This is a genomic window from Marinobacter sp. CA1 (genome assembly GCF_020546665.1).
In the GTDB taxonomy this organism is placed as follows: domain Bacteria; phylum Pseudomonadota; class Gammaproteobacteria; order Pseudomonadales; family Oleiphilaceae; genus Marinobacter; species Marinobacter xestospongiae.
In genome coordinates this window covers 4,301,899-4,325,798 of sequence record NZ_CP071785.1, presented here as the reverse complement: position 1 = coordinate 4,325,798, position 23,900 = coordinate 4,301,899, and the positions used below count along the sequence as shown (strand labels likewise).

The window sequence follows — 23,900 nt, the reverse complement described above, 5'->3', positions numbered from 1 at the left end:
GGACGAACCGACAATGACTAGCCAACAACATACCGTAGAAAAAATCGGCGGCACGTCGATGAGCAACTACGAGGCGGTCCGGGACAACATCATCCTGGGCGGCCGCACCGAGGACGAGCTGTATCAGCGCATCTTCGTGGTCTCAGCTTACGGCGGTGTCACCAATGAGCTGCTGGAGCACAAGAAAACCGGTGAACCGGGCGTTTACGCCCTGTTCGCCGATGCCGAGTCAGACTGGGCCTGGGGCGATGACCTCACCAAGCTGGTGCAGTTCCTGACCGACCTCAACGGCGAGCTGTTCGAAGACCCGATGCTCAAGCAGCAGGCGGACCAGTTCATCACCGATCGCATCGAAGGCGTTCGCGGTTGTCTGATCGACCTGCAGCGGTTGTGCTCTTACGGCCAGTTCCAGCTCGAGGAGCATCTGCTCACCGTGCGGGAGATGCTGGCGGGTATCGGCGAAGCCCACAGTGCCTTCAACACTGCGCTGAAATTGCAGCAGGAAGGCATCAATGCCCGCTTTGTGGACCTCACCGGCTGGCGTGACAACGAGCTGCTGCCGCTGGATGAAAAGCTCAAGCAGGCGTTCGACGCCGTCGACCTGAGCCGTGAGCTGCCCATCGTGACCGGCTACGCCCAGTGCAAGGAAGGTCTGATGCGAACCTTCGACCGGGGTTACAGCGAGATGACCTTCAGCCGGGTGGCGGTGATCACCGACGCTCGGGAAGCGATTATCCACAAGGAATACCACCTCAGCTCCGCCGATCCCAACATCGTTGGTGAAGAGAAGGTGGTACCACTGGGGCGGACCAACTACGACGTTGCCGACCAGCTGGCCAACCTGGGGATGGAAGCGATTCACCCCCGGGCCGGCAAGGGCCTGCGTCAGAACGAGATTCCGCTGCGGGTGAAGAACACCTTCGAGCCGGAGCATACCGGTACCCTGATCACGCCGGATTACGTCAGTGAGAAGCCGCAGGTGGAGATCATCGCCGGCGCCAAGGGCGTGTTCGCGGTGGAAGTGTTCGACCAGGACATGCAGGGCGAGCCGGGGTCCGATCGCAAGATCCTCGACACCCTGGCCCGTTTCAAGGTGCGCTTCGTGTCCAAGGACACCAACGCCAATACCATCACCCATTACGTCGACAGCACGCTGAAGAACATCAAGCGGGTGGTGAAGGCGCTGCAGGAAGTGTTCCCGAATGCCGAGATCAACACCCGCAAGGTGGCGCTGGTATCAGCCATCGGTTCCGACATGAAAGTGCCGGGTATCCTGTCACGTTCAGTGAAGGCGCTGGCGGATGCCGAAATCAGCGTACTGGCCATCCACCAGTGCATGCGCCAGGTGGATATCCAGTTCGTCATCGATGAGGATGCCTACGACCGCTCCATTGCGGCGTTGCACGGTGTGCTGATCGAACCTCACAACCACGAGTACGCCATCGTCGCGGCGTAAGTGGTGCATGAGTTGCCCGGAAAGGGAACCGGTCGCTTCCTTTCCGGGTAATGGAGGGTGTCTTGCCTCCCGATCGGGGCGTCCGGCGTTGCTGGGCGTCTCCGATCCCCTTCCGGGCGGCACTCTCTGTTTTCCCTTTCTGCCTTTTGCAGCCTTCTTGCTACAACAGCACAATCCCCACCGCCAGCTGCGTCGCCATGGCGACCGCGGTCAATGCCAGTCTCAGCCGCAGGTACCAGGCGGGCCAGAAACTCTTCATCCACACCGCATCCACCAGGTAGAGCAGCAGATAGGCCAGCGGGAACAGCACCGCCTGGATCGTCATGGGTAGCAGCACCGCGACACCAGCGGTCACAAAGAACGCCTGGCTCAGCGCCATCACCACTACCGGTGACACCGGATAGCAGTGCTGCTGGAGTTGCAGGCCAATGGGCCAGTAGACCCCGGCCATGAACACCAGAATCCCGGCGCTGTAGAGATAGAACAGTTCCATCATCTGGGCCTGACGCTCGGGCCACAGCAACACAGCAGCGGCACCGGCCACGAAGGGCAGCAGTCCCAACAGGCCAACGGCAACGGCAAGGCGGGCGATGGCGATCACGACTTGCGCCTCTGCAGGTCAATGCTCAGCGGCGGCACGGGCGCCGGGTCCATGCCGATCATTTCGTTGTAGGCGGACGGGTGAATGATCACCAGCCGCTGGGGCTCAAACGCCGCCAGGGAGTCCTTGATCTCCCAGCTGCTGCGGAACAGCAGGGTCTGGCCGTGGCCATCGGACAGCACCTGACCGCGCCCGCCCATGTACAGGGTGGCCATGTAGCGCTGGCCTTCCAGGGACAGGATGTCAACCCGCTCGATGGTAACGTTGGCCGCCTGTCGCAATTCCTCCAGGGTGATACGCATGGCATGCTCCGAAGCCGTGAATGTCCCCCTGATGTACGACCGTCCCGCAGGGCGGGATCAGTTGGATGTGGCTTCGTCGCGACAGGCCTGGTGGGCCGGGCAGCCCACCAGATGGTCATTGACCAGGCCGGTGGCCTGCATAAAGGCGTAGACAATGGTGGGGCCGACGAAATTGAAGCCGGCCTTCTTCAGGGCTTTGGACATGGCCTCCGCCTGTGGCGTGGTGACCGGCACTTCCTCAAAGGTTCGCCACTGGTTCTGTACCGGCCGGCCATCGACGAAGGACCACAGAAAGTCACTGAACGACTCCCCACGCTCCTGGAACCCCAGATAGGCTCGGGCATTACGAATGATCGACTGGACCTTGAGGCGATTGCGGATAATGCCCGGGTTTGCCAGCAGCTCTGCCACCTTGGCGTCGTCGTAGTGGACGATCTTCTGCGGGTCGAAGCCATCGTAGGCCTCGCGGTAGGTTTCCTGTTTGCGCAGGATGGTAATCCAGCTCAGCCCGGCCTGCTGGCCATCGAGACAGAGCTTCTCGAACAGCGCCAGGTCGTCGTACTCGGGGCGACCCCAGACGGTATCGTGGTAATGGACATACAGTGGGTCGGTGCCGCACCAGGGGCAGCGTTGGGTGTCGTCAGTCATGATCGGTTCCGGTTGCCGGCAGGATCGGGCAGGGCTGGGCCGGCTTGTCCGTGCCGTCTGCCGTATGGAAAGGGGTGTCGCCGGCGGCGCTGACCGGCGGTGCGGCAGTGGCCAGGGACAGTTGCGGGTCCGCCACCAGCCACTGTGTTGGCGTAGTGACACCGGTTGGGCAGCGGTACACCAGCGCCAGCTGGAAACCACCGGTGGTGGTGCTGATGGCCCACCAGTCGGGGTCCGACAGATCGCCGTGCAACTGGCCATCGGCGTCGATCTCCAGGGTTTGCAGGTTGCCGGCGATGCCGCGGCCGGTGGCCTTCAACCAGGCTTCCTTCAGGGTCCAGCAGCGCAGGAATGCGCTGGCGTCCTGTTCGGCCAGCAGCCAGGCCTGCTCACTTTCGCTGAACCAGTGCTGCACCACCCGCCGCCAGCGGCTGTGGCGTCCCAGCGGTTCCAGATCAATGCCCAGCGGTTGCTCCCAGGCGGTGGCACAGGCCACCACGCCATGGCTGTGGCTGAGGGACAGCCGCCACCCGGCCGGCACAGCCGCGGCCACCGGACGCCCGCTGACCGGTTGACACTGTTCAGGCGGGCGCCCGGCGGCGTGACCCAGGGCCTGGCGGATCAGCCAGCGACTGTGCAGGAAATCGAGCCGACCGGCGCCGTGATGGCTGGCGGCCCGCTGCTGTTCTTCGCGACTCAGCCAGTCGGGCAGGGCCTCAGGCTGCTGCTCGGGAACCCGGGCCAGCCAGATTTGTGGTGCCGTTGCCTCAGGGCTGCAGGCGCTGGATGAGCCAGCCATCGTCTTGCCTCAGATATTCAAAACGGTCGTGCAGCCGGGACGGCCGCCCCTGCCAGAACTCGAAGCGTTGCGGGATCACCCGGTAACCGCCCCAGAAACTGGGCAGTGGCACCTCGCCGGCGCTGAAGCGCTGTTTGATCTCCGCCACCTTCTGTTCCAGCAGACCACGGGAGGTGATCACCTGGCTCTGTTCCGAAACCCAGGCGCCGAGCTGGCTGCCGCGGGGGCGGGAGGCGAAGTACTTGAGGGATTCGGTCTTGCTGACCTTTTCCACCCGGCCCTGGACGATCACCTGGCGGTTGAGACCAATCCAGGGGAACAGCAGTGCCGCTTTGGGGTTTTCCTCCAGCTCCCGGGCCTTGCGGCTCTGGTAATTGGTGTAGAACACCAGTCCCTGGTCGTCGAAGTACTTCAGCAGCACCGTGCGCAGGTCCGGCAGGCCGTCACTGCCGGTGGTGGCCAGTGACATCGCGTTGGGTTCCAGCAGCCCGGCCTCACGGGCATCGTGAAACCAGCGTTCGAACTGGCGGGTGGGGTTGTCGTCCAGGTGGTCACGGTCGAGGCCTTCGCTCTCGAACTCCCGGCGCATGTCACCAATGTCCATAGGGCTATCCTTTGGTGGTTGAGCCTTTGAGGGGCTTCAGGGTCTTCGTCATACTGGGGCTGAATACGATGGTGTATTCTTTCAAGATCGTTGGATCAATGGAACCTGGTATCCCTTCAGCCAAGGGATAGGGAGACGTCTGTGGCAAGGCAGGTGAGTGGCAACCGCACAATCAAACGGATCGGACTGTGGCTGGCGGTGGTGCTGTTGCTGTACATGCTGGCCGGGTTTGTGGCTCTGCCCTGGTGGCTGGAGCGTCAGGTGCCCGGCCAGTTCCGGGATCAGATGGGGTGGCAGGCGGAGGTTGAGGACATCCGTTTTAACCCCTTCACCCTGGCGCTGGAAGCGTCTGCGCTGAGCGCGACGGACAGCCGCGGCGAATCCGTGCTGACGGTGCCGGAACTGCGGGTGGATCTGTCGTTCCTGCACCTGTTTACTGGTGTGCTGGCCTTTGACGGCATCCGGGTGACGCAGCCACAGCTGCGGCTGGAGCTGTTGCCGGGCGGGCAGGTCAATCTGCTGCAGGACTGGCAGGACCAGCACCCGACCACCGATGATCCTGAACCGGAGTCCGACACCGAATCTGAGCCGATACCACTGCTGCTGCGGTCGCTGGTGCTGGCGGAGGGTCAGATCGCGCTCTGGGATCGTCGCACGGACACGCCGCGGCACTTTGATATCGCACCCCTTAACCTGAATCTTTCAGACCTGGCCACCTTCCCGCGTGATGACGGGGACAGCCGGTACCATCTCCAGGCCCGGATCGGCGACCAGCACCTGAGCTGGGAAGGCAGCCTCAGCCTGGCGCCGCTCTACTCCGAGGGACGCCTCACCCTGGAAGATCTGGATTACGACATCCTGGCTCACTTCGCCGGCGCGGCGTTGCCCTACACCCTGACCGACGGCGAGGTCAGTGTCAGCACGGACTACCAGCTGGCTTACGACAACCGGCTGTCCCTGGTCACCACCGGGGGAGCGGTGACCGTGGCGGAGCTGGCCATCCGTGAGCCGGCGGGTGAGGACACCGGTCTGGCCCTGGAGCGCCTGACCCTCACCGACATTCGCTTCAGCCTGCTGGAGCGCTGGCTGGAACTGGGACCGATCACCATGCAGAACCTGTCGCTGGAGCTGGCTCGTGACGCGGACGGCCAGCTGGACTGGCTCAAGCCGCTGGCGGCGACAGATCCTGCCACGAATGACACCTCTGAGGACGACAGCGACAGCGCCCCGGCCTGGCAGTGGTCGCTGGCGGGTATCGACCTGACGGGAGCCAACCTGCGCTGGCAGGATCAGCAACCGCCCCGGCCGGTGAGTCTGGAGGCAACCGACCTGGCGCTGACTCTGGGCCCGCTGAGTGAGCAACTGGCTGAACCGGTGGACTACCGCCTGGAAACCGGTGTTGCCAGTGGTGGCCAGCTGTCCGCCCAGGGCCAGGTGACGCTGACCCCGCTGACCCTGGAGGCGGCCGTGACCGCTCGCGATCTGGCGCTGGCGCCACTGTCGCCCTACATCGAACAGGCCAGCCAGCTGGCGATTCGTGACGGCCGCCTGTCCCTGGACGGTGAACTTGACCTGGACGACCAGAAACAGCCCATGACCGGCACCTTCAGTGGCAGCGCCGAGATTGGCGGGCTGGTGACGGCGGTGGTGGACCGGGAAGAGGAGTTGCTGGCATGGCAGCTGTTGCGGCTGGCGCCGATTGAATACAACCTCACCCCGGCACGTCTGGAGATCGGCCAGGTAACGCTGACCGGGCCCCAGGCCCAACTGCTGCGGGAGGCCTCCGGAAACCTCAATATCGCTGCGCTGCTGGCTTCGCCTGCGGATGCCTCTGACGCCCCGGTCGACTCCGACACCCCGACCGAGCCTGTCAGTGAGAATGAGGCGCCGGGATTGATCTTCCGCATAGGCGAACTGGCGCTGAGCGGTGGTCAGGTGGCCTACACCGATCGCAGCGTCAGCCCCGCCTTCAATACCCGTCTGCGGGCGCTGGACGGCCAGGTGATCGGGCTCAGCAACATCCCGCCTCAACAGGGGCGTGTGCAACTCTCGGGCCGGGTCGGTGAGTCCGGCCAGTTGCGGCTGGACGGCACCCTGTCGCCTCTGGGAGCCGAGGGCGACAGCACCCTGACCCTGGAACTCAGCGACGTCTCCATGCCGACCTTTTCGCCCTACGCCGGCCGCTACCTGGGCTATGGCATTGACCGGGGCAAACTGGGGCTGGGACTGGATTACCAGCTGTCTGGCACGGAACTGAGTGCGGAGAATCGGGTGTTACTGGACCGACTGGAACTGGGCCAGGCGGTGGCCAGCGACGAGGCGGTGCAGGCACCGCTCAGCTTGGGGTTGGCGCTGCTGCGGGATCGCCGGGGCGTGATCGAGCTGGATATCCCGGTCAGCGGGAATCTGGACGACCCGGACTTCCGGCTGGACCGGGTGCTGTGGCGCACCTTCGTCAACCTGGTGGTGAAAGCCGCGGCATCGCCCTTCAGCGCGCTGGGTGCGGTGGCCGAAATGGCGGGGCTGAGCGGCGAAGAGCTGGGCGCGGTGGATTTTGTGCCCGGTGACGTCGCCCTGGCCGATGGTGAATCCGACAAGCTGACGGTGTTGGCCCAGGCGTTGGCCGAGCGTCCGGAGCTGATTCTCGAAGTGCGTGGTGCGGTGGTGCCGTCCCAGGATGGCCTGGCGCTGCACCGAGAGGCGTTGTGGCAGCAGTTGGGAGTGGCGGAGGCCGGCGCCTCAGCCCGCATCGGTGCGTTGGAAGGTGCGGTCCGTGACCGGTTCGGTGCTGCCACCCTGGATGCAATGCGCGAGCAGGCGGCTACAGCCGGCGGCGAACCCTGGGCGGACCGCCTGGTACGACGCCTGACGGCTGATCGCACCTTGCCGCCTGAAACCCTGGGCCGACTGGCGGCGGCGCGGGGGGAGTGGCTGCACCGTCAGTTGTCGGAACAGTACGACATTCCGGCCAGCCAACTGTTTCTGGCGGAGCCGTCACTGGATGCCCCGGCGTCCGACGACGGCCGGGTGACCGTGCCCTTCAGCCTGCAGGCACGCTGACGGCGTGCCTGCCGCCAGTGGCTGTCATTGCCATCGAGGCCATGATTCCAAGCCATGAATTCAATCCAAGAATCGACTTAATGAAAAGGAACGTTGTGAACAAGCGTCCCCTGAGCCATTTCTTTGCCTACGTTGCCCGGCTGCGCTGGATTCGCCGCTGGGGCCTGATGCGCAACGCCATTGAGGAGAACGTCGCCACCCATTCCTGGGAGGTGGCGACCCTGGCCCACGCCCTGGCGCTGATTCGTAATCGCCACTTCGACGGTGACGTCAATGCTGACCGCATCGCGACCGCAGCGCTCTACCACGACGCCACCGAGGTGATTACCGGGGATCTGCCAACGCCGGTGAAGTACCATTCGAAAGTGATGCGGGAGGCGTTTGGCGACGTTGAACACAAGGCGGAATCGGAGTTGCTGGCGCTGTTGCCGGCGTCCCTGCAGGGGGCGTTTGCGCCCTACATCCGGGAATCAACCTGGCCGGAGCAGGAGCGGGTGCTGATCAAGGCGGCGGACCGGTTGTCCGCCTGGCTCAAGTGTCAGGCGGAGATCCAGGCCGGTAACCGGGAGTTTGAGCCGGCGGCGGACCAGATCCTGGCCCGCCTGCAGGAGGAAGCGTTACCAGAGGTGCTGTATTTCCTCGAAGTGTTTGCCCCCAGCTACCAGCGTCCCCTGGATCATTTGCTGGAATAGCCGCGGGTTCAGCTGTTGGCGCCGGAGCCGCCGACAATCCCGCTGCGCAGACCGTCACGCTGGAGGCTACTGCGCACCGCGTCTTCCGGTGAGCCGGTGAGTTCACGGAACATGCCCATGGAGCCCAGCAGGGCGGAGGATTCGTAGGGCACGAACACCCGCTCGCCGTCTTTCGCCATGGTGGGCAGCGCCTTGATGTAGCTCTGACCCAGCAGATAGCCGATAACCGCCTGCTTGTTGTCCTCGGAGTCGCCGATGGCGCTCAGTACCAGGCGGATGGACTCCTGCTCACCCTGGGCCCGCAGGATCGCGGATTCCTTATCACCCTGGGCGTTGAGGATGGCGGATTCCCGCTGGCCCTGAGCCATGGCAATGGCTGCTGCCTTCTCACCCTCGGCCTCGGTGACGGTGGCCCGACGTTTCCGTTCCGCGGCCATCTGCAGTCGCATCGCCTCTTCCACTTCCTCCGGCATGCTGATGTCCTGCACTTCCACCCGGGTCAGCTTGACCCCCCATTTGGATGCGGGCTCTTCCATCTCCGCCTGGATGGCGTTGTTCACTTCGCTGCGGGATTCAAACAGCTTGTCCAGCTCCATCTTGCCCACCACCGAACGCAGGGTGGTCTTGGCCAACACTTCCACCGCCTGGCTCATGTTGGCCACTTCGTACACCGCCCGACGGGGATCGATGATCTGGTAGTAGAGGGCGCCGTTGATGGACACGGTGACGTTGTCGGTTGTCACCACCGGCTGACCGGGAAAGTCCATTACCGTCTCCCGGCGGTCAATGCGGGTCTCGTCGCTGGCCACTGGATGGTATTCCTGACCCATCTTGACGTAGCGGATGATGGTGATGGGGCGGGGCCGTTCGATGAACGGGATGATGATGTTGACGCCGCTCTCCAGCACCCGGTTGAACGACCCCAGGCGCTCGATCACCATCACCTCGGACTGGCGAACGATCACCAGGCCCTTGGCGATAATGAAAATGCCGACGGCGACAAATATCAGGCTCAGAATCAGACTCGGACTGACCAGGGACTCCATGTTTAGTGCTCCTTGTTGCGATTAACGCTGTGGACGACGGCGGTGGTGCCGTCAAAGTGATCGAAGACAACTTCGGTGCCTTCCGGCAGTTCGGTTTCGTGGCTGTCGGCGATTTTCAGGCGATAGAAGTCACCATTGACCTTGATGCCGGTCGCGCCGTCGAAGTCCCGCTTCAGGGTCTGGTAGCGGCGCCCGCTCTCAACACCGGTGCCGGTGGTGCCATAGGCCACACCCTTGGGAGAGAAGTGTGGGCGAATCCAGCGGATGGCGACCGGCACCAGGATGCCGGAGAACACCCCCATGGCCACCAGTTGCCACTCGAATCCGGCCCCGAGGAAGGACACCAGCGCAGTGAGCCCGGCAGCAATCCCCAGCGCCAGCAGCAACAGCACCCCGGAGGTGAGTTCCGCCAGGCACAGCACCAGGGCAAGGATCAACCAGAAGTGAGTCAGACTCCATTCCATAGGCAGCTTCCTGTGACAACGTGATTGGAGCTGGAATTGTACCCAAAGGGATCCGCGGCGTCCTCAATTGCGAGACAACAGCACTGACCGCAGCGCCCAGCCCCGGTGTTGCCTTCTGCCATGTTGGCATTGCGGACTCTGCGCGATGATGGGGCATACCCTGTGGCGCCGCCGCGGCGAGCCCGGAATTCATAACAAGAGGTCACCCCGATGAAAGATCTGCACAACAAAGTCGCTGTCGTTACCGGTGCCGGTTCCGGCATTGGTCGTGCCCTGGCCAAGGCCCTGGCGGCCAGGGGCTGCCGTCTGGCCCTGTCCGATGTTAACGAGGCCGGCCTGTCTGAAACTGCCGAGCAGTGCGGTGCCAACGAAGTCCGTTGCTACACCCTGGACGTATCCAGTCGTGACGCCATCTACGCCCATGCCGACCAGGTGGCGAAGGACTTTGGCCAGGTCAATCTGGTGATCAACAACGCCGGCGTGGCGCTGTCGGCTTCGGTGCGGGAGATGACCGACGAGGACTTCAAGTGGGTGATGGACATCGACTTCTGGGGTGTGGCCCACGGCACCCGTGCCTTCCTGCCGCACCTGATTGCCTCCGGTGATGGTCACGTGGTGAACATTTCCAGCGTGTTTGGCCTGATTGGCGTGCCCAAGCAGAGCGCCTACAACGCCGCCAAATTTGCCGTGCGCGGTTTCACCGAGTCGCTGCGTCAGGAGATGAAGCTGGAAGAACAGCCGGTGGCTGTCAGCTGTGTTCACCCCGGCGGTATTCGTACCAACATCGCCAACGCCGCCCGCATGGGCAAATCGGAGAACGCCGAAGCTCAGCGCAAGGGTTTCGACAAACTGGCCATGACCACGCCGGCAAAAGCGGCGGAAACCATTGTCAAAGGCATCCTGCGGGACGAGTCCCGCATCCTGGTGGGACCGGATGCCTGGGGCATCGATGCCCTTAACCGGGTTCTGGGGGCCGCGTACCAGCCCCTGGTGCAGCGGTTCTCCCGCAAGAGCCTCTACAACTGAGGCGGTCTGGTGATGTGGTTCCCGGTTGCTGTTAACCAGGACCCTGCCCGCGGGTTTACTCGCTGGGGCAGCGTCGTATACTGGCGGTATCTGAGGGACCAATTCTCCATGACTTCTTCGACTTCCTGTGACGCCCCGGCGCCGGCCAGCGAAGGCCTGCGCCCCCATTATCGCCGCGATCTGCTTCGCCTGCTTTACGCCGTCACTGCCGGCGCCCTGGTGGCCTTCGCGGCGCTGCAATTTCACAACGGCAAGCCGGTGCTGGCCGGTCTGGAACTGCTGGCCAGCGTAGTGCTGCTGACCGGCTACATCCGCCTGGCCCGATGTCGGCACCTGCGGGCCTGGACCTACGGCTACCTGATTCCACTGTTTGCCTTCTTCAACTACGTCATCATCATGCCCCAGGCCTCGGTGGCCTCCTTTGTGTGGGTGTTGATGATGCCGGTGCTGGCGTACCTGCTGCTGGGGCGACAACGGGGGCTGGTGCTCAGCGTGCCATTCATGGCCGCCGGTTGTGTCAGCTACACCTACTATCTTGGCAGCCAGCACTCCACCGGAGTAGCAGTGGACCTGCTCAACATGCTGCTGTGCGCCGGCCTGATGCTGGTGTTCATCCACCTGTTTGAGCAGCGCCGGGAGGCGGCGGAAGGGCAGTTGCTGGCGCTGACCCAGGTGGACCCGCTCACCGGTCTGGTCAACCACCAGCGCTTCCGTGACAGCCTGGCGCGGACCCTGTCGGAGTGTCAGCGCAGCAACAGCCCCTGCGCTCTGGTGCTGCTGGACATCGACGGTTTTCAGACCCTGCAGGCACACCAGGGGCTGGCGTTCAGCAATCGCCTGGTGGCGGCGGTGACCGAGGTGCTGACCCACCGGTTGCGCTCCACCGACGTGATCGGACGCCTAGGTGACGGGTCGTTTGGCCTGGTATTACGCGACCTTCAGCGTGCCGATGCGGAACAGTTGACGGCCAGTTTGCAGGCGCAGGTGGCCGCGCTGCGGCTGGCGGCGGACGACGGTGCATTCTCGCCGGCACTGGCGGTGGGGCTAGCCCATAGCGATCGTGATGGTCATCAGGCAGACGGTCTGGTGCGTAGCGCCAGTCGCCGGTTGCAGACTGGTGGTGTCATTGACGCCAACGGGCACGGATAGGGAGCGGTACCGATGTGTGAATTGCTGGCGATGAGCGCCAATACCCCCACCGATCTGTGTTTCAGCTTTACCGGCCTGACCCGCCGCGGTGGTGACACCGGCCCCCATCGCGATGGCTGGGGTGTGGCCTTCTATGAGGGCAAGGGCGTGCGGGCGTTCCACGAATCCGGCGCCAGTGCCAGTTCGCGGATTGCCGAGGTGGTGCAGACCCACCCGATCAAGAGCGAAGTGGCGGTGTGCCATATCCGCCAGGCCAATGTTGGCTCGGTGTGTCTGGCCAACACCCACCCGTTCATCCGCGAGCTCTGGGGCCGCTACTGGACATTTGCCCACAACGGTCAGCTCAAGACCTTCCAGCCGCAAACCGGATTCTACGAGCCGGTGGGCAGTACCGACAGCGAGGCGCTGTTCTGCGACCTGCTCAATCACCTGCGGGCCTCGGGCAGTCGTGAGGCTGACCTGGATAGCCTGGTCGCCCAACTGGTGGAACGGGCCGCCGATTACGCCCGGCAGGGGGTGTGTAACCTGCTGCTGACCAACGGCGACTGGCTGTTCACCTTCTGCACCACCAAGATGGCCAGCATCACCCGGCGAGCACCTTTTGGCCCGGCAAGGCTGAAAGATGCCGATGTGACGGTGGATTTCGAGGCCGAAACCACCCCCAACGATGTGGTCAGTGTGATCGTCACCGAACCGCTGACCACCGATGAACGATGGGATCTGTACCAGCCCGGTGAGTGGCGGCTGTGGCGTCTGGGCGAAGTGATTCGGCGGGGACGACAGTCGATTACCGATTAACCGGAGACGATGGTGGAACTGTGATCCAGTTCCGCAATCCGGCGCCGGGGTCAGCCATTGGGTGGATGCCGGTGGTGACACCGGAGCGTAGTGTTTTCGTTGCGTCTTCAGCGACAGCTTGAAAGGTAGAGTCCATGACGGTAACCCACATTGCAGCCACAGCCGAGCCCGCAGCCGACGTGCTGATGCCGTCGCAACCCGTGCCAGCGTCGCCGGTGCGTCTGCCGTCGGCGCAACTGGAAAGCTGGTTGTGTCAGCACGGCCGCCAATCCAGCAGCTACTTCTCCCTGCAACAGGGCTGCCGCCACTACAGTCTGGACAGCCTGGGCTTCGTGCCCTACATCCCGGTGCCGACGCTGGCCGGTCCGGTCAACGTGGTGTTTACCGATCCGGTGGCGGCGCCCAACCAATTGCCCCGGTTGCTGCGCCAGTTCGAGCGCAGTGTGCCTGGCCGGCCGTTGTACGTGGGGGTGGGGCCGCAGATGGCCGATACCCTGGCGGGGTTGGGGCATCGCACCAACATCATCGGCACCGAGTTTGCCGTCGATCTGGCGCGCTTCAGCCTGCGTGGGCGGGCGATGAAACAGCTGCGCCATGCCAGCAACCTGCACCGGCGCCATGCCGTGTCGGTGATGGAACTGCCGGCGGTTGGGGTGGACCAGGCCGCGGTGGCGGCCATCTCCGACGCCTGGCGTCAGGGCAAGGCGGTCAAACACCGGGAACTGAGCCTGCTGACCCGGCCGCCGGTGTTTGCTGATGAGTGGGGCGTGCGGAAGTTCTACGCCTACCTGGACGGTCAGTTGGCCGGCTACGTTTTCTTCGATCCCTATTTCGACAACGGCGAGCTGGTGGGGTACTGCGCCAATATCCTGCGGGCCCGGCCGGAGGCCCACCATTCCGGTCTGCTGGACTACATCATCCTGCAGGCGATGACCCGCTTCCGGGAGGAGGGCGTGCCGGAACTGTCTCTCGGCATCGCGCCGCTGCATGGCGTGCGCGCCTGCTCCGGCGAACAGCCGATGGTGCGTCGTCTCGCCCAGCTGTTCTACCGCCATGGCAACCGGCTGTATGCCTTTGCGCCGCTGGCCTACCACAAATCCCGCTATCGTGGCCGCGAAACCCCCTGGTACCTGTGTGCCCGCGATCTGGGTGCGGCCCGCATTGCCGCGGTGCTGCTGCGCGGTACCGGCCTGCTCGGCGGCAATTGGTCGCCAAACCGTTAGCTCTGTCTCACCCTGGCGGCCTCACCGTGGAGCCACCCGCTGTCCGTCGATAAGCTGGAAAGGAATCGTGACGGATGACCTGCCCAATGGTAGCGGAAACCAAACTGATCCGGCCGCGGCTGCCCGCCGGCCTGATTGATGACCCGGATCGCCTGGCCCTGCTGGATCGCTCCCAGGACGCGCCGCTGACGCTGGTGTGCGCGCCCGCCGGCTTTGGCAAAACCACCCTGGTCAGCCAATGGCTGGAGCAGCGCCAGCCCACCCACGCCTGGCTCGCCCTGGAAGCTCGTGACAACGAGCCGGCCCTGTTCTGGGCCGGCATCCGGGAAGCCCTGGCACGTATCGACCCGCATTTTGATCGCCGTCATCAGGGCCTGTTCCAGGCGCTTGCCCAGGGTTGGGAGGACGATCCGGTCGACAGCCTGGTTAACGCTCTGTCGGATTACGCCCGCACCTGGCAGGCACCCCAGCGGCTTTACCTGGTGCTTGATGACTTCCACCAAATCCATAACCCGCTGTTGCTGAATCAGTGCCAGCGGCTGTTCGACCTGGCGCCGGCGCTGTTGCGGGTGGTGGTGGTGTCCCGCCACGAACCGCCGTTACGGCGGGCACGCCACCTGGCCCGGGCCCAGGCGCTGCTGGTGGGTTGTGACCAGCTGCGGTTCAGCGAAAGCCAGTCCCGCCGTTTCCTGCACCAACGCCTGGCGAGCCCGGTGGATGAGGCGCGTGCCCGCAGTCTGCACCGACAGACCGGTGGCTGGCCGGCCGCGTTACAGCTGGCCGGCCAGGTGCCGGCTCACCGCGAGGCACCGGTCAACGGCCAGAGTGACGCGCTGATGCTGTCGGATTACCTGCTGGAGGAGGTGTTCGGCCAGCTTGATGACGAGCTGCAGCAGTTTCTGCTGGCGATGGCGCCGTTGCCATCGTTCTCGGAAGCACTGGCCAACACCGTGCGCCAGGCGGGTGACAGCGGTGAGCTGATTGGGCGTATGCGGCAGCATCGGCTGCTGGTCTGGCACCTCGACGGCATAGCTGACGGCCCGCCCTGGTACCGCATGCACGATCTGCTGCGGGACTGGCTGCTGGCCCGGCCACAGGCGCCGGAACAGGGCCGGCGCCAGCGCTTGGCCGCGGCACGGGCGCTGGCGGACACCGGCCTGGTGGGGGATGCCCTGGAGCTGTACCTGGCGGACCAATGCTATGACGACGCCGAGCGGTTGCTGCCGATGTGGCTGGCGGCGGACGTGCAGCCAATCCATGGTGATCTGCTGCAGCGGTTTCCTGCGGCCTTTCGTCGTCAGTCTCCGGCGCTGGCGGTGGTGACGGCGCTGTTTCATTTCTTTGAGGGCCAGTACGAGCAGGTTCTGGCCAGCCTGGACCACGCCGACCGGCTGTGGGCCGGGAGTGACCAGACGCCGGAGCCGACGCTGGTCCACATTGGCCTGATGTTGCGCTGCCCCGCCGTTCGCCTCAGTGGCCGCCATCAGGATGCTGCGACGCTGGTGCGGCAACTGGAGCAGGGCCTGGACAGCGGCTTGGCTGAGGACCAGAGCCAGTTACGGCGCTGGGCGCTGTACACCCTGGGGGCCAACGCCTTCATGGAGGCGGAGCTGGGCCAGGCCGAACGTTACCTCCGGGCGGCACTGGACGATGCCCGTCACTGGCGCGATGAGCGTTGCCTGCTGCGTTGTCTGGTGGTGCTGGTTCCAGCCCTGCTGCACCGGGGGGAAGTGGATCGCGCAGCCACGGAGTACCGCACCCTGGCCGGCTGGCTCCGGGACGCCGCCCGCGACACCGAAGCGCAATCGTTGCTGGCGTACCTGCAGGGGTTGCTGGCGCTGGAGGCGAATGATCTGGTGAATGCCCGGCAGCAGCTGGAGCGGGCCTGGGCGCTGGGCAGCGAACGGCTGACGCCACTGGATCAGTTGTACCTGCTGTTCGCCCTGTTCCGGCTGGCGCTGATTGACCATCGCGATGCCGAGGCCCTGGCCCAGGTGGCTCGAATGACCAGCCTGCACCGCCGCCTGAATAATCCCTGGGCCTACAACGTGCCGGCACCCGAGGCGTTGCGGGCGCTGGTAGCCTGGCGCCAGGGAGATGCGTCGGCGTTGGTGCGTTGGTCCCAGCAGCCTGCCGAAACCGAGGCCCGGCCGCGTTTCTGTGTGTTGCACGAATCCCTGCTGCGGCTGGCCGGCAGCCTGCTGATGGGGCAACCCATCGACGAGCCCCTGGCGTTGTTACAGCAGGCGGCGGCGCAGGGGGACAACCGGCTGTTGCTGGGACGGCTGCAGGTACTGGCGGCGCAGCACAGCTGGTATCGGGAGGAGGCCCAGGGGCAGGCGGTAGCGCTGCTGGCGGAAACCCTGGACGAGTTTGTGCCGATGGGTGCGGTCAGGCTGTTCCTCGATGAAGGAGTGTTGCTGGAGCCGATTCTGCGGGCCTGTGTGGCCCGTAACCAGGGCCGTACCTCGGCCCAGGCGGTGTTGCGCCATGGCGGAGAAGGCGTGGAGGCGCCGGCGCCGGAGTTGGATTCAGCGCTGCTGTCAGACATCAGCAGCCGGGAGCGGGAAGTGTTGGTGCTGCTGGGATCGGGGCTCACCAACAAGGGCCTGAGTGAACGTCTGGGCATCAGCCAGGCGACGGTGAAATCCCACCTCAGCAGCATCTACGGCAAGCTGGCGGTGGCCAACCGCACGGGGGCGGTGGCCCGCGCCCGTGCGTTGGGATTGGTGAGCTAGTTCATTACTGAGGAATCACTGATCACTGACTGATCACTGCAGGGTGCGACGGTTACCGTTCTTGAACTGCGGCGCGATGTGTTCGTTGATCTTGGCCTTGAAACGCTCGATCAGCTCGCTGTTGTCGTGATCCCAGGGATGGAAGCCCGGCTTGAAGTATTCCAGCCAGGTGGGAATCAGGCTGGAGAAGGCGCCGTTCTTGCCCCACATCCGCCACATCCCCTTGGCGGTGTCCTTGAGGCTGAAGTGTTTCGGGTCCTTGATCATCATCTGGGCGGTAAAGGCGGAGGCCACCACGCCCAGCATGGCGGTGCTGAAGGCCAGGTAGAAGGCGCGTTCGGCGTAAGTGCCGCCGACTTCCTGGAAGACGTCGAAGGTGACCGCCTTGTGCTCGGTTTCCTCAATGGCGTGCCAGACCCAGATCGGTTGCATCGACTCGTGCATGTCTTCGCGAATGTCGTTCCGCTCCAGTAGCATGTCGGCCATCATTGCGGTGAGGTGTTCCAGGCCGCAGGTGATCGCCAGCTGATGCCGCTTCGGCAGCTTCTTGGCGATGCCCAATACCACACTCAGCTGTTTCTCCAGTTCTTCCACCGGCATGCCCTGGTCACGCACGTGCTGGTTCATGGCAATGTGTTCCAGCGAATGCATGGCTTCCTGGCCAATGAATCCCCGCACCTCTTCCTTCATCTTGGGATCGGTGATCTGATCGCGGAAGTAGCGTACCGAGTCAACAAAGAACTGTTCGCCCTGAGGGAACAGCACCGACAGTGCATTCATGGTGTGGCTCAGGATGTAGCTGTTGTCGAGCCAGTAACGAGGGTTCTTTTCGTCGAACTCGAAACCCATGCGCTGGGGCTTGATGGACACATTGTCCGGGGTCCGGGTCTTGGCGTTGTCAGAACGATTGTCAGAACGATTGTTGGCGGTGTCTTGAGTTGTCTGCATGTTGGTACTCCTGCGCTGTTCTTTTAATGGTCGCGCTTTGCGCTCAATGATGAAGTCCGCGCTTTGCGCATCAGTCATGAATTGAGTGTGCCGGGGTCAAACCGGCGGGAGAAGGCGAGAAGGGGACGTCGGTCGTTCAGGTTGGGCCACCCTGGCCCGGATTGACTGGCCTGACGTCAGGGCCGGGCGCCGGAGCCACGGTGCTGTCCCGTGGGGCTTCGTGCTAGCATCCAGACAGGTGTGATGCCTGTGGTGTCCGTCCGGCGCCTGTCCGATCAGTTCGTTCATCCAGTTACGAAGGAAGTACCATGGCGAATACGAGTCCTGACAAAGAACGGCAGATGCTGGGTCTGTTCCTGGTGCCGGGTGTCTACATGCGGGTGCTGGCGGAAACCGTCGGCAAGCTGGGCCACAACGAGCGTCAGCTCTACGAGGGGCTGAGCTTTTCTGCGGAGGACCTCAAGGCCAACGACAGCCGGGTATTCGTGACCGACGCCATGGTGATGGCCGAGCGGGCAGTAACGCTTGCCGGCGATCAGGGCCTCAGTTTTCTGCTGGCGCGGGAGCTGCGGCTGACCATCCACGGCACCCTGGGCCTGGCGGCACTGACCAGTCCCACCATGGGGGAAGCCCTGGACTCGGTGCGGCGCTACCTGCAGTTACGGGTGCCGTTTCTGACCATGGCCATCAACGACACCGATGATCGCGTTCTGGTGACCATGCAGGCCCAGTTTGACGTACCCGGGCTCTATCACTTCCTGGCGGAAACGGTGGCCACCACCCTGATGCTGCTGGCGGATCAGCTGATTGACCGCTCCAGCGCGGCGGAGATGGGATTTGAGATCACCGACGGCAAGATCCCCGGGGTTGAGGTTCACCTCACGGCGCCGGAGCCGGGGTATTTCCGCAAGTTTGCCGACCAGCTGCCGGTGGCGTTCCAGTACCAGCAACCGGCGGAAATGACCATTTTTCCGAAGAAACTGCTGCAGGCAAAGATGCGCCTGGCCGATGCCGATGCATCCCGGATGGCCCGGGACCAGTGCGAATTCGAGTTGCAGAAGGCACTCAAGGACCAGGGCGACATCACCTACGCCATCCGCAACATGTTGCACATCATGCCTGGGCCGCTGCCGTCACTGGAGGCCATGGCGGAGCGATTCTGTGTATCGTCACGGACCCTCAAGCGGCGGTTGGCGGAGAAGGACACCACCTACCGGGAGATTGTCGAGGGCGTGCTCAAGGACCGCGCCATCCAGCTGCTGCGTTACACCAACCAGTCGGTGAGCGAGATTGCCTACGAGCTGGGGTACGCCGACCTGTCTAACTTCAGCCGGGCGTTCCGCAAGTGGACCGGCAAATCCGCCAGCGAATTCCGCGAAGACGGCCCCGACCCGGCACCGGAGATGGGGCCTTAAGCGAGACGCTCGCCAGCTTCACGGGAGCTGTCGCCTTTGTCATCTTTTCCGAGCCAACGCTCGGTTACACTGGGGCCCGTTTAGCGTCCCGTTTCAACACAGGAGGGCAGCCCATGCAGCCTGCAGACACGCACAGCAAGATCATCGGTTACCTGCTCTGGATCTTTGGTTTCCTGGGCTCACACCGGTTCTACTACGGCAAGCCGGTGACCGGCACCATCTGGTTCTTCACCCTGGGATTTTTCCTGATTGGCTGGATCATTGACCTGTTCCTGATCCCGTCCATGGACCGGCAGGCCGGCCTGCGTTTCCGGGAAGGGGGCACCAGCTACAATGTGGCGTGGATTCTGCTCACCTTTCTCGGGGTGTTCGGAGTCCACCGCATGTACATGGGCAAGTGGATCACCGGCATCCTCTACCTGCTGACCGGCGGTCTGTTCCTGATCGGTATCCTGTACGATTTCTGGACCCTCAATGAGCAGGTGTCGATCAAGAACACCGAGTCCTCCGGCTACTGAGGGAACCTCTGATTAACTCCGAATCGCCCCTGCGCGCTCAGCGCAGGGCCGCCTCCAGTTCCTCCAGCCCCTCGTCGAGGTGGTCCAGCAGCCGTTGCAGGCTGGGCAGGGTGCGCCGGCACCCGGTGAGACCGAATTCCACCTGATCGCAGTAGCTGGTCAGCGTCATGTTCAGCGCCATCCGGTCCATGGCGATGGACACCGGGTACATGCCCTCGAGCCGGGCTCCGTTCCAGTAACCCGGTTGCTGGGGCCCCGGCACGTTGGAAATCACCACATTGAAGGTCTGCCACGTTGGCGCCAGCCCGGTCAGCAGGTGGAATCCCGCCGGCGCCAGGGTCAGTGCGGTGACGTTGACGATCTCTTCCGCTGACAGACTGGCGTAGCGGGCCTTGGCCTCGCCGACTTCCTGGTGAATGTGGCGCAGGCGCTCGCCACTGTCGGCCAGGTCGGTGCCCAACGACGCCAGGATCATCCCCACCTGATTGCCCTCGGCGCTGTCGTCCCGTCGCAGGGACACCGGCACCATGGCAATCAGCGACTGCTCCGGCAGCGCGCTCTGGCTGCGCAGGTAGGCGCGCAGGGCGTGGCCGCACATCGCCATCACTACATCGTTGACGGTGGCGTCAAAGGCCTCCCCCACCGCCCGGATGCGTGCCAGGCTGTAGGACTGGGCGGCAAACCGGCGGGACCCGGTGACTTTCTGGTTGAGGATGCAGCGGGGGGCGCGAAACAGCGAGTCGTACTCGGGGTTGCGGCGGGCCCGCTGCACTGTGCGCAACAGTTCCCGTGCCACCGCCGGCAGGGTGCCGAGCTGGCGACCGGACTGTCCCAGCAGGTGGCTGAGACTGTCGATCACCGATCCCCGTGGCTGCGGCTGACGGTTCGCTCTGGGCGGCAACGACCAGATCGGCGGCAGCTCGCGCTCCGTCGGGCTGTCCGCCAGCATCCGCTTCATCATCCGCATCGCCGAGACGCCGTCCACCAGAGCGTGATGGACCTTGGTGTAGATGGCGAAGCGCCGGTCCGGCAGCCCTTCAATCAGGTGAAATTCCCACAGCGGCCGCTCCCGGTCCATCAGGTGGCTGTGCTCGGCCGAGACGAACGCCAGCAGTTCGCGGATGCGCCCGGGGGTGGGCAGGGCCTCGAAGCGGACGTGGTGTTCCAGATCCAATTGGGTGTCTCCGGTCCAGTAGGGCTGGCCAAAGCGGCTGGTGAGACGCTGGTTGAACGGTGCCGTCACGGTGGTCTGCTGGCGCAGCTGATCCGCCAGTTGGGCGACGTAGTCGTCGGGGGCGTCATCGGGGAAGGAGAAAAGCTGCAGTCCGCCCACGTGCATGGGCTGCTGCCGCTTTTCAAGCCACAGGAACAGCTGGTCGGCCGGGCTGAGAGGTTTCAAAGGGACAGGTCCTTGTTGTCGCTGTTATTGGTCTGCCCCGATACTACCGGTCGTCCGGTCACAATGGCAGTGGCCCAACTGCCCCAGGCCACTGCCCGGGTCGTCAGGCCACGGCATCGGCCCGCTGGGTTGCGGGTACTTCCACCAGCACCTGTTCGCCGTCCACCAGCACCTGGAAGGTGGGCACGCGGACGCTGTCGTCTTCCTGGCAGACGCCGCTGCGCAGGCTGAAGTGCTGTTTGTAGATCGGTGAGGCCACCACCGGCTCGCCCTTGAGGTCACCGGTAATGCCCCGGGCCAGCACGTTGGCGTCGGAGAAGGGGTCATGGTGACCTATGGCGTACAGCGACGGAATCTGATGCGGCAGGTAGAAGATCGCCACCGGGCCGGCCGGGGTCCATACCGCGATGCCGGATTCCGGGATCAAGTCCTGCACGTCGCACAGGTGGTGCCATTGGGTTGTCTTGCGGGTCATTGCTGGGTCTCCTCTGGCTTAGGCGGTTTCCGCCACGGGGCGGCGCTGGCCGCGTTCGGTGGTCCATTGCTGCACGGGGTCCTTGCGCTCGTCGTTGACGAACTCGCGGAAGCGCTTGCGCTTCTCGGGGTCTTCCACCGCGGTCTTCCATTCGCACTGGTAGGTGCCGATCACCCTCTGCATGTGCTCGTCCAGCTCCTCGCCGAGACCGAGCTTGTCTTCCAGGATGACTTCCTTGAGGTAGTCGAGGCCGCCTTCCAGATTCTCCAGCCACACGCTGGTGCGCTGCAGACGATCGGCGGTGCGGACGTAGAACATCAGCACCCGGTCGATGGTGCGAATCAGCTCCTCGTCGCTCAGGTCGGTGGCAAACAGGTCGGCGTGGCGCGGCCGCATGCCGCCATTGCCGCAGACGTAGAGGTTCCAGCCCTTGTCGGTGGCGATCACGCCAAAGTCTTTGCTCTGGGCCTCGGCGCACTCACGGGTGCAGCCGGACACCGCCAGCTTGAACTTGTGGGGCGCGCGCAGGCCCTTGTAGCGATTCTCCAGCAGTATCGCCATGCCGACGCTGTCCTGCACGCCGTAGCGGCACCAGGTGCTGCCGACGCAGGATTTCACCGTACGCAGCGACTTGCCGTAGGCGTGGCCGGTCTCGAAGCCGGCGGCGATCAGCTTCTCCCAGATCTCCGGCAGCTCGCTGAGGGTGGCGCCGAACAGGTCGATGCGCTGGCCACCGGTGATCTTGGTGTAGAGGTTGTATTCCTTGGCCACCTCACCGAGCACGATGAGCTTGTCCGGGGTGATCTCGCCACCCGGCACCCGCGGCACGATGGAGTAGGTGCCGTTCTTCTGCATGTTGGCCATGAAGGTGTCGTTGGTGTCCTGCAACGCGACGTGGTCGGTGGCCAGGATGTGCTCGTTCCACACGGTGGCCAGAATGGAAGCCACGGTCGGTTTGCAGATGTCACAGCCATGGCCCTGGCCGTGTTCCCGAATCAACTGGCGGAAGGTGCGGATGCCGTTGACCTTGACCAGGTGGAACAGCTCCTGGCGGCTGTAGGGGAAGTGTTCGCAGATGTCGGTGCTGACCTCGACGCCGCGTTTCTCCAGTTCGCAGTCCACCACGTTCTTCAGCAGCGCGGCACAGCCGCCGCAACCGGTGCTGGCCTTGGTCTCGGCCTTGACGCCGGCAAGGTCCTGGCAGCCGGCGTCGATGACGCCGCAGATGTCACCCTTGGTGACGTTGTGGCAGGAACAGATCGAGGCGGTGTCCGGCAGGGCGTCCGGACCCAGGGCCGGGGCGCCGCCCTCGGATTCCGGCAGGATCAGCGCTTCCGGGCTGGCCGGCAGGTCGATGCCGTTGAGGGCGTACTGCAGCAGGGTGTCGTAGGGGCCGTTGTCGCCCACCAGAATGGCGCCCAGCAGTTTCTTGCCGTCCTCGCTGATCACCATGCGGCGGTAGACTCCGCTGGCCTCGTCGTTGAAGCGGATGCTGCGGGCGCCGGGACTCTGGCCGTGGGCATCGCCGATGGAGCCGACGTCAACACCGAGCAGCTTGAGCTTGGTGCTCATGTCGGCGCCGGTGAAGGCGGCCTCACCGTCGCCGTTGAGGGCACCGGCGAGGGTGCGGGCCATGGTGTAGCCCGGCGCCACCAGGCCGAAGATGCGCTGGTTCCACAGCGCGCACTCGCCGATGGCGTGGATGTGCGGGTCGGAGGTGGTGCACTGGTTGTTGATCACGATGCCGCCGCGCTCACCAATCTCCAGGCCGGAGCTGCGGGCCAGGGCGTCCTGGGGCCGGATGCCGGCGGAGAAGACGATCAGGTCGGTTTCCAGGTGGCTGTCGTCGCTGAAGTTCATCCGCAGGCGGCAGTCCTCGCCGTCGACGATGGCGGTGGTGGCCTTCTCGGTGTGGACCTGCACCCCCAACTCCTCGATCTTGCGGCGCAGCAGCGCGCCGCCGTCGTTGTCCAGCTGCACCGGCATCAGCCGCGGGGCGAACTCCACCACGTGGGCCTGCAGCCCCAGGCTCTTGAGGGCGTTGGCGGCTTCCAGGCCCAGCAGGCCGCCGCCGACCACCACGCCGACCTTGCCATTCTCGGCACTGGCGCGGATCTGGTCGAGGTCGTCGAGGGTGCGGTAGACCAGGCAGTCGGGCCGGTCATTGCCGTCGATGGGTGGTACGAACGGGAAGGAGCCGGTGGCCAGCACCAGCTCGTCGTAGGCGTAGGTGCCTTTCGGGGTGACCACCTGTTTGGCGTCGCGGTCGATGCCGGTGACCTGCTCGTCCAGGTGCAGGTCGAGGTTATTCTCGGCGTACCACTCGGCGGTGCCCATGGCCAGGTCGGCGTGGCTGGAGCCACCGAAATACTCCGACAGGTGGACCCGGTCGTAGGCCAGCAGCGGTTCCTCGCCAAACACCACAATGTGGTAATCCGCGGCAGCATCGGTAGCAACAAACTGTTCCAGGAAATGGTGACCGACCATGCCGTTGCCGATCACTAACAGGTTTTTCTTACTCATGGGGTGTCCTCTCATC

Annotated in this window: 21 protein-coding genes; 10 read left to right on the top strand and 11 right to left on the bottom strand. The window is 64.3% G+C overall.

Annotated elements, in window-relative coordinates; translation table 11 throughout:
• Window positions 1-13 precede the first annotated feature (13 nt).
• The gene (locus J2887_RS19845; RefSeq protein ID WP_227172855.1) at window positions 14-1,456 is read left to right on the top strand and encodes an aspartate kinase; all 1,443 of its coding nucleotides are present in this window, start codon (window positions 14-16) and stop codon (window positions 1,454-1,456) included.
• Window positions 1,457-1,616: 160 nt separating this feature from the next.
• Here the strand turns inward: J2887_RS19845 and J2887_RS19840 are convergent, their stop codons facing one another.
• Genes J2887_RS19840 through pdxH form a run of 5 tightly spaced genes read right to left on the bottom strand, consistent with a single transcriptional unit; the run spans window position 1,617 to window position 4,410 of the window.
• Window positions 1,617-2,057, bottom strand: coding sequence for a DUF3429 domain-containing protein (locus J2887_RS19840; RefSeq protein WP_227172854.1), 441 nt, complete (start codon window positions 2,055-2,057; stop codon window positions 1,617-1,619).
• Window positions 2,054-2,359 (bottom strand): DUF6482 family protein, encoded by a 306-nt coding sequence (locus tag J2887_RS19835; protein ID WP_227172853.1) that lies wholly within the window; start codon window positions 2,357-2,359, stop codon window positions 2,054-2,056. The genes J2887_RS19840 and J2887_RS19835 overlap by 4 nt, the downstream gene beginning before the upstream one ends.
• Window positions 2,360-2,416: 57 nt before the next feature.
• Window positions 2,417-3,007, bottom strand: a complete 591-nt coding sequence (locus J2887_RS19830) for a DNA-3-methyladenine glycosylase I (protein ID WP_227172852.1) — start codon at window positions 3,005-3,007, stop codon at window positions 2,417-2,419.
• Complete coding sequence (locus J2887_RS19825; RefSeq protein ID WP_227172851.1) at window positions 3,000-3,806, bottom strand: 4'-phosphopantetheinyl transferase family protein; 807 nt, start codon at window positions 3,804-3,806, stop codon at window positions 3,000-3,002. The genes J2887_RS19830 and J2887_RS19825 overlap by 8 nt, the downstream gene beginning before the upstream one ends.
• A complete protein-coding gene (gene pdxH, locus J2887_RS19820; protein WP_227172850.1) occupies window positions 3,775-4,410 on the bottom strand; it encodes a pyridoxamine 5'-phosphate oxidase in 636 nt (211 codons plus the stop codon). Before pdxH ends, J2887_RS19825 begins: the two co-directional genes overlap by 32 nt.
• 141 nt (window positions 4,411-4,551) lie before the next feature.
• Here pdxH and J2887_RS19815 point away from each other — a divergent pair, with 141 nt between their 5' ends.
• Both J2887_RS19815 and yfbR read left to right on the top strand, forming a co-directional pair.
• Window positions 4,552-7,470: a DUF748 domain-containing protein gene (locus J2887_RS19815; protein ID WP_227172849.1), complete on the top strand. Its 2,919-nt coding sequence runs from the start codon at window positions 4,552-4,554 to the stop codon at window positions 7,468-7,470.
• Window positions 7,471-7,550: 80 nt separating this feature from the next.
• A complete protein-coding gene (gene yfbR / locus J2887_RS19810) occupies window positions 7,551-8,162 on the top strand; it encodes a 5'-deoxynucleotidase (protein WP_227172848.1) in 612 nt (203 codons plus the stop codon).
• 8 nt (window positions 8,163-8,170) lie between these two features.
• Here the strand turns inward: yfbR and J2887_RS19805 are convergent, their stop codons facing one another.
• Together J2887_RS19805 and J2887_RS19800 are read right to left on the bottom strand one after the other, a co-directional pair.
• Window positions 8,171-9,208, bottom strand: a complete 1,038-nt coding sequence (locus J2887_RS19805) for an SPFH domain-containing protein (RefSeq protein ID WP_227172847.1) — start codon at window positions 9,206-9,208, stop codon at window positions 8,171-8,173.
• Between the two features lie 2 nt (window positions 9,209-9,210).
• The gene (locus J2887_RS19800) at window positions 9,211-9,672 is read right to left on the bottom strand and encodes an NfeD family protein (protein ID WP_227172846.1); all 462 of its coding nucleotides are present in this window, start codon (window positions 9,670-9,672) and stop codon (window positions 9,211-9,213) included.
• Window positions 9,673-9,882: 210 nt separating this feature from the next.
• Between J2887_RS19800 and J2887_RS19795 the strand changes: the two genes are divergently transcribed.
• The 5 genes from J2887_RS19795 (at window position 9,883) to J2887_RS19775 (ending at window position 16,606) form a co-directional block, all read left to right on the top strand.
• Window positions 9,883-10,698 (top strand): SDR family NAD(P)-dependent oxidoreductase, encoded by an 816-nt coding sequence (locus tag J2887_RS19795; protein ID WP_227172845.1) that lies wholly within the window; start codon window positions 9,883-9,885, stop codon window positions 10,696-10,698.
• Between the two features lie 108 nt (window positions 10,699-10,806).
• A complete protein-coding gene (locus J2887_RS19790) occupies window positions 10,807-11,847 on the top strand; it encodes a GGDEF domain-containing protein (RefSeq protein WP_227172844.1) in 1,041 nt (346 codons plus the stop codon).
• 12 nt (window positions 11,848-11,859) lie between these two features.
• Entirely contained in the window at window positions 11,860-12,645 is a 786-nt protein-coding gene (locus J2887_RS19785) for a class II glutamine amidotransferase (RefSeq protein WP_227172843.1), read from the top strand.
• Window positions 12,646-12,779: 134 nt separating this feature from the next.
• Window positions 12,780-13,868, top strand: coding sequence for a DUF2156 domain-containing protein (locus J2887_RS19780; protein WP_227172842.1), 1,089 nt, complete (start codon window positions 12,780-12,782; stop codon window positions 13,866-13,868).
• A gap of 74 nt (window positions 13,869-13,942) precedes the next feature.
• A complete protein-coding gene (locus tag J2887_RS19775; RefSeq protein WP_227172841.1) occupies window positions 13,943-16,606 on the top strand; it encodes a LuxR C-terminal-related transcriptional regulator in 2,664 nt (887 codons plus the stop codon).
• 33 nt (window positions 16,607-16,639) lie between these two features.
• Here the strand turns inward: J2887_RS19775 and J2887_RS19770 are convergent, their stop codons facing one another.
• A complete protein-coding gene (locus J2887_RS19770) occupies window positions 16,640-17,554 on the bottom strand; it encodes a metal-dependent hydrolase (protein ID WP_227172840.1) in 915 nt (304 codons plus the stop codon).
• A 308-nt stretch (window positions 17,555-17,862) separates the two neighbouring features.
• On the opposite strand from J2887_RS19770, the gene J2887_RS19765 reads away from it, so the two are divergent.
• Together J2887_RS19765 and J2887_RS19760 are read left to right on the top strand one after the other, a co-directional pair.
• On the top strand, window positions 17,863-18,969 hold the full coding sequence (locus tag J2887_RS19765) for an AraC family transcriptional regulator (RefSeq protein WP_227172839.1): 1,107 nt from the start codon (window positions 17,863-17,865) through the stop codon (window positions 18,967-18,969).
• Between the two features lie 113 nt (window positions 18,970-19,082).
• A complete protein-coding gene (locus tag J2887_RS19760; RefSeq protein ID WP_227172838.1) occupies window positions 19,083-19,487 on the top strand; it encodes an NINE protein in 405 nt (134 codons plus the stop codon).
• Window positions 19,488-19,524: 37 nt separating this feature from the next.
• On the opposite strand, the gene J2887_RS19755 is transcribed toward J2887_RS19760, so the two are convergent.
• The 3 genes from J2887_RS19755 to nirB all read right to left on the bottom strand — a co-directional run bounded on the left by J2887_RS19755 (window position 19,525) and on the right by nirB (window position 23,884).
• Window positions 19,525-20,886 (bottom strand): WS/DGAT/MGAT family O-acyltransferase, encoded by a 1,362-nt coding sequence (locus J2887_RS19755; RefSeq protein ID WP_227172837.1) that lies wholly within the window; start codon window positions 20,884-20,886, stop codon window positions 19,525-19,527.
• A gap of 103 nt (window positions 20,887-20,989) precedes the next feature.
• Window positions 20,990-21,361: a nitrite reductase small subunit NirD gene (gene nirD / locus J2887_RS19750; RefSeq protein ID WP_227172836.1), complete on the bottom strand. Its 372-nt coding sequence runs from the start codon at window positions 21,359-21,361 to the stop codon at window positions 20,990-20,992.
• An 18-nt stretch (window positions 21,362-21,379) separates the two neighbouring features.
• The gene (nirB, locus tag J2887_RS19745) at window positions 21,380-23,884 is read right to left on the bottom strand and encodes a nitrite reductase large subunit NirB (RefSeq protein ID WP_227172835.1); all 2,505 of its coding nucleotides are present in this window, start codon (window positions 23,882-23,884) and stop codon (window positions 21,380-21,382) included.
• Window positions 23,885-23,900: the final 16 nt, after the last annotated feature.

Bases quoted from the DNA above. Each gene is read 5' to 3' on its own strand.
- J2887_RS19805 (WP_227172847.1), bottom strand. From the start codon at position 9,208: ATGGAGTCCCTGGTCAGTCCGAGTCTGATTCTGAGCCTGATATTTGTC.
- J2887_RS19760 (WP_227172838.1), top strand. From the start codon at position 19,083: ATGCAGCCTGCAGACACGCACAGCAAGATCATCGGTTACCTGCTCTGG.
- J2887_RS19785 (WP_227172843.1), top strand. From the start codon at position 11,860: ATGTGTGAATTGCTGGCGATGAGCGCCAATACCCCCACCGATCTGTGT.
- J2887_RS19800 (WP_227172846.1), bottom strand. From the start codon at position 9,672: ATGGAATGGAGTCTGACTCACTTCTGGTTGATCCTTGCCCTGGTGCTG.
- J2887_RS19765 (WP_227172839.1), top strand. From the start codon at position 17,863: ATGGCGAATACGAGTCCTGACAAAGAACGGCAGATGCTGGGTCTGTTC.
- yfbR (WP_227172848.1), top strand. From the start codon at position 7,551: ATGAAAAGGAACGTTGTGAACAAGCGTCCCCTGAGCCATTTCTTTGCC.
- J2887_RS19790 (WP_227172844.1), top strand. From the start codon at position 10,807: ATGACTTCTTCGACTTCCTGTGACGCCCCGGCGCCGGCCAGCGAAGGC.
- nirD (WP_227172836.1), bottom strand. From the start codon at position 21,361: ATGACCCGCAAGACAACCCAATGGCACCACCTGTGCGACGTGCAGGAC.
- nirB (WP_227172835.1), bottom strand. From the start codon at position 23,884: ATGAGTAAGAAAAACCTGTTAGTGATCGGCAACGGCATGGTCGGTCAC.
- J2887_RS19770 (WP_227172840.1), bottom strand. From the start codon at position 17,554: ATGCAGACAACTCAAGACACCGCCAACAATCGTTCTGACAATCGTTCT.
- J2887_RS19795 (WP_227172845.1), top strand. From the start codon at position 9,883: ATGAAAGATCTGCACAACAAAGTCGCTGTCGTTACCGGTGCCGGTTCC.
- J2887_RS19830 (WP_227172852.1), bottom strand. From the start codon at position 3,007: ATGACTGACGACACCCAACGCTGCCCCTGGTGCGGCACCGACCCACTG.
- J2887_RS19825 (WP_227172851.1), bottom strand. From the start codon at position 3,806: ATGGCTGGCTCATCCAGCGCCTGCAGCCCTGAGGCAACGGCACCACAA.
- J2887_RS19845 (WP_227172855.1), top strand. From the start codon at position 14: ATGACTAGCCAACAACATACCGTAGAAAAAATCGGCGGCACGTCGATG.
- J2887_RS19835 (WP_227172853.1), bottom strand. From the start codon at position 2,359: ATGCGTATCACCCTGGAGGAATTGCGACAGGCGGCCAACGTTACCATC.
- pdxH (WP_227172850.1), bottom strand. From the start codon at position 4,410: ATGGACATTGGTGACATGCGCCGGGAGTTCGAGAGCGAAGGCCTCGAC.
- J2887_RS19780 (WP_227172842.1), top strand. From the start codon at position 12,780: ATGACGGTAACCCACATTGCAGCCACAGCCGAGCCCGCAGCCGACGTG.
- J2887_RS19775 (WP_227172841.1), top strand. From the start codon at position 13,943: ATGACCTGCCCAATGGTAGCGGAAACCAAACTGATCCGGCCGCGGCTG.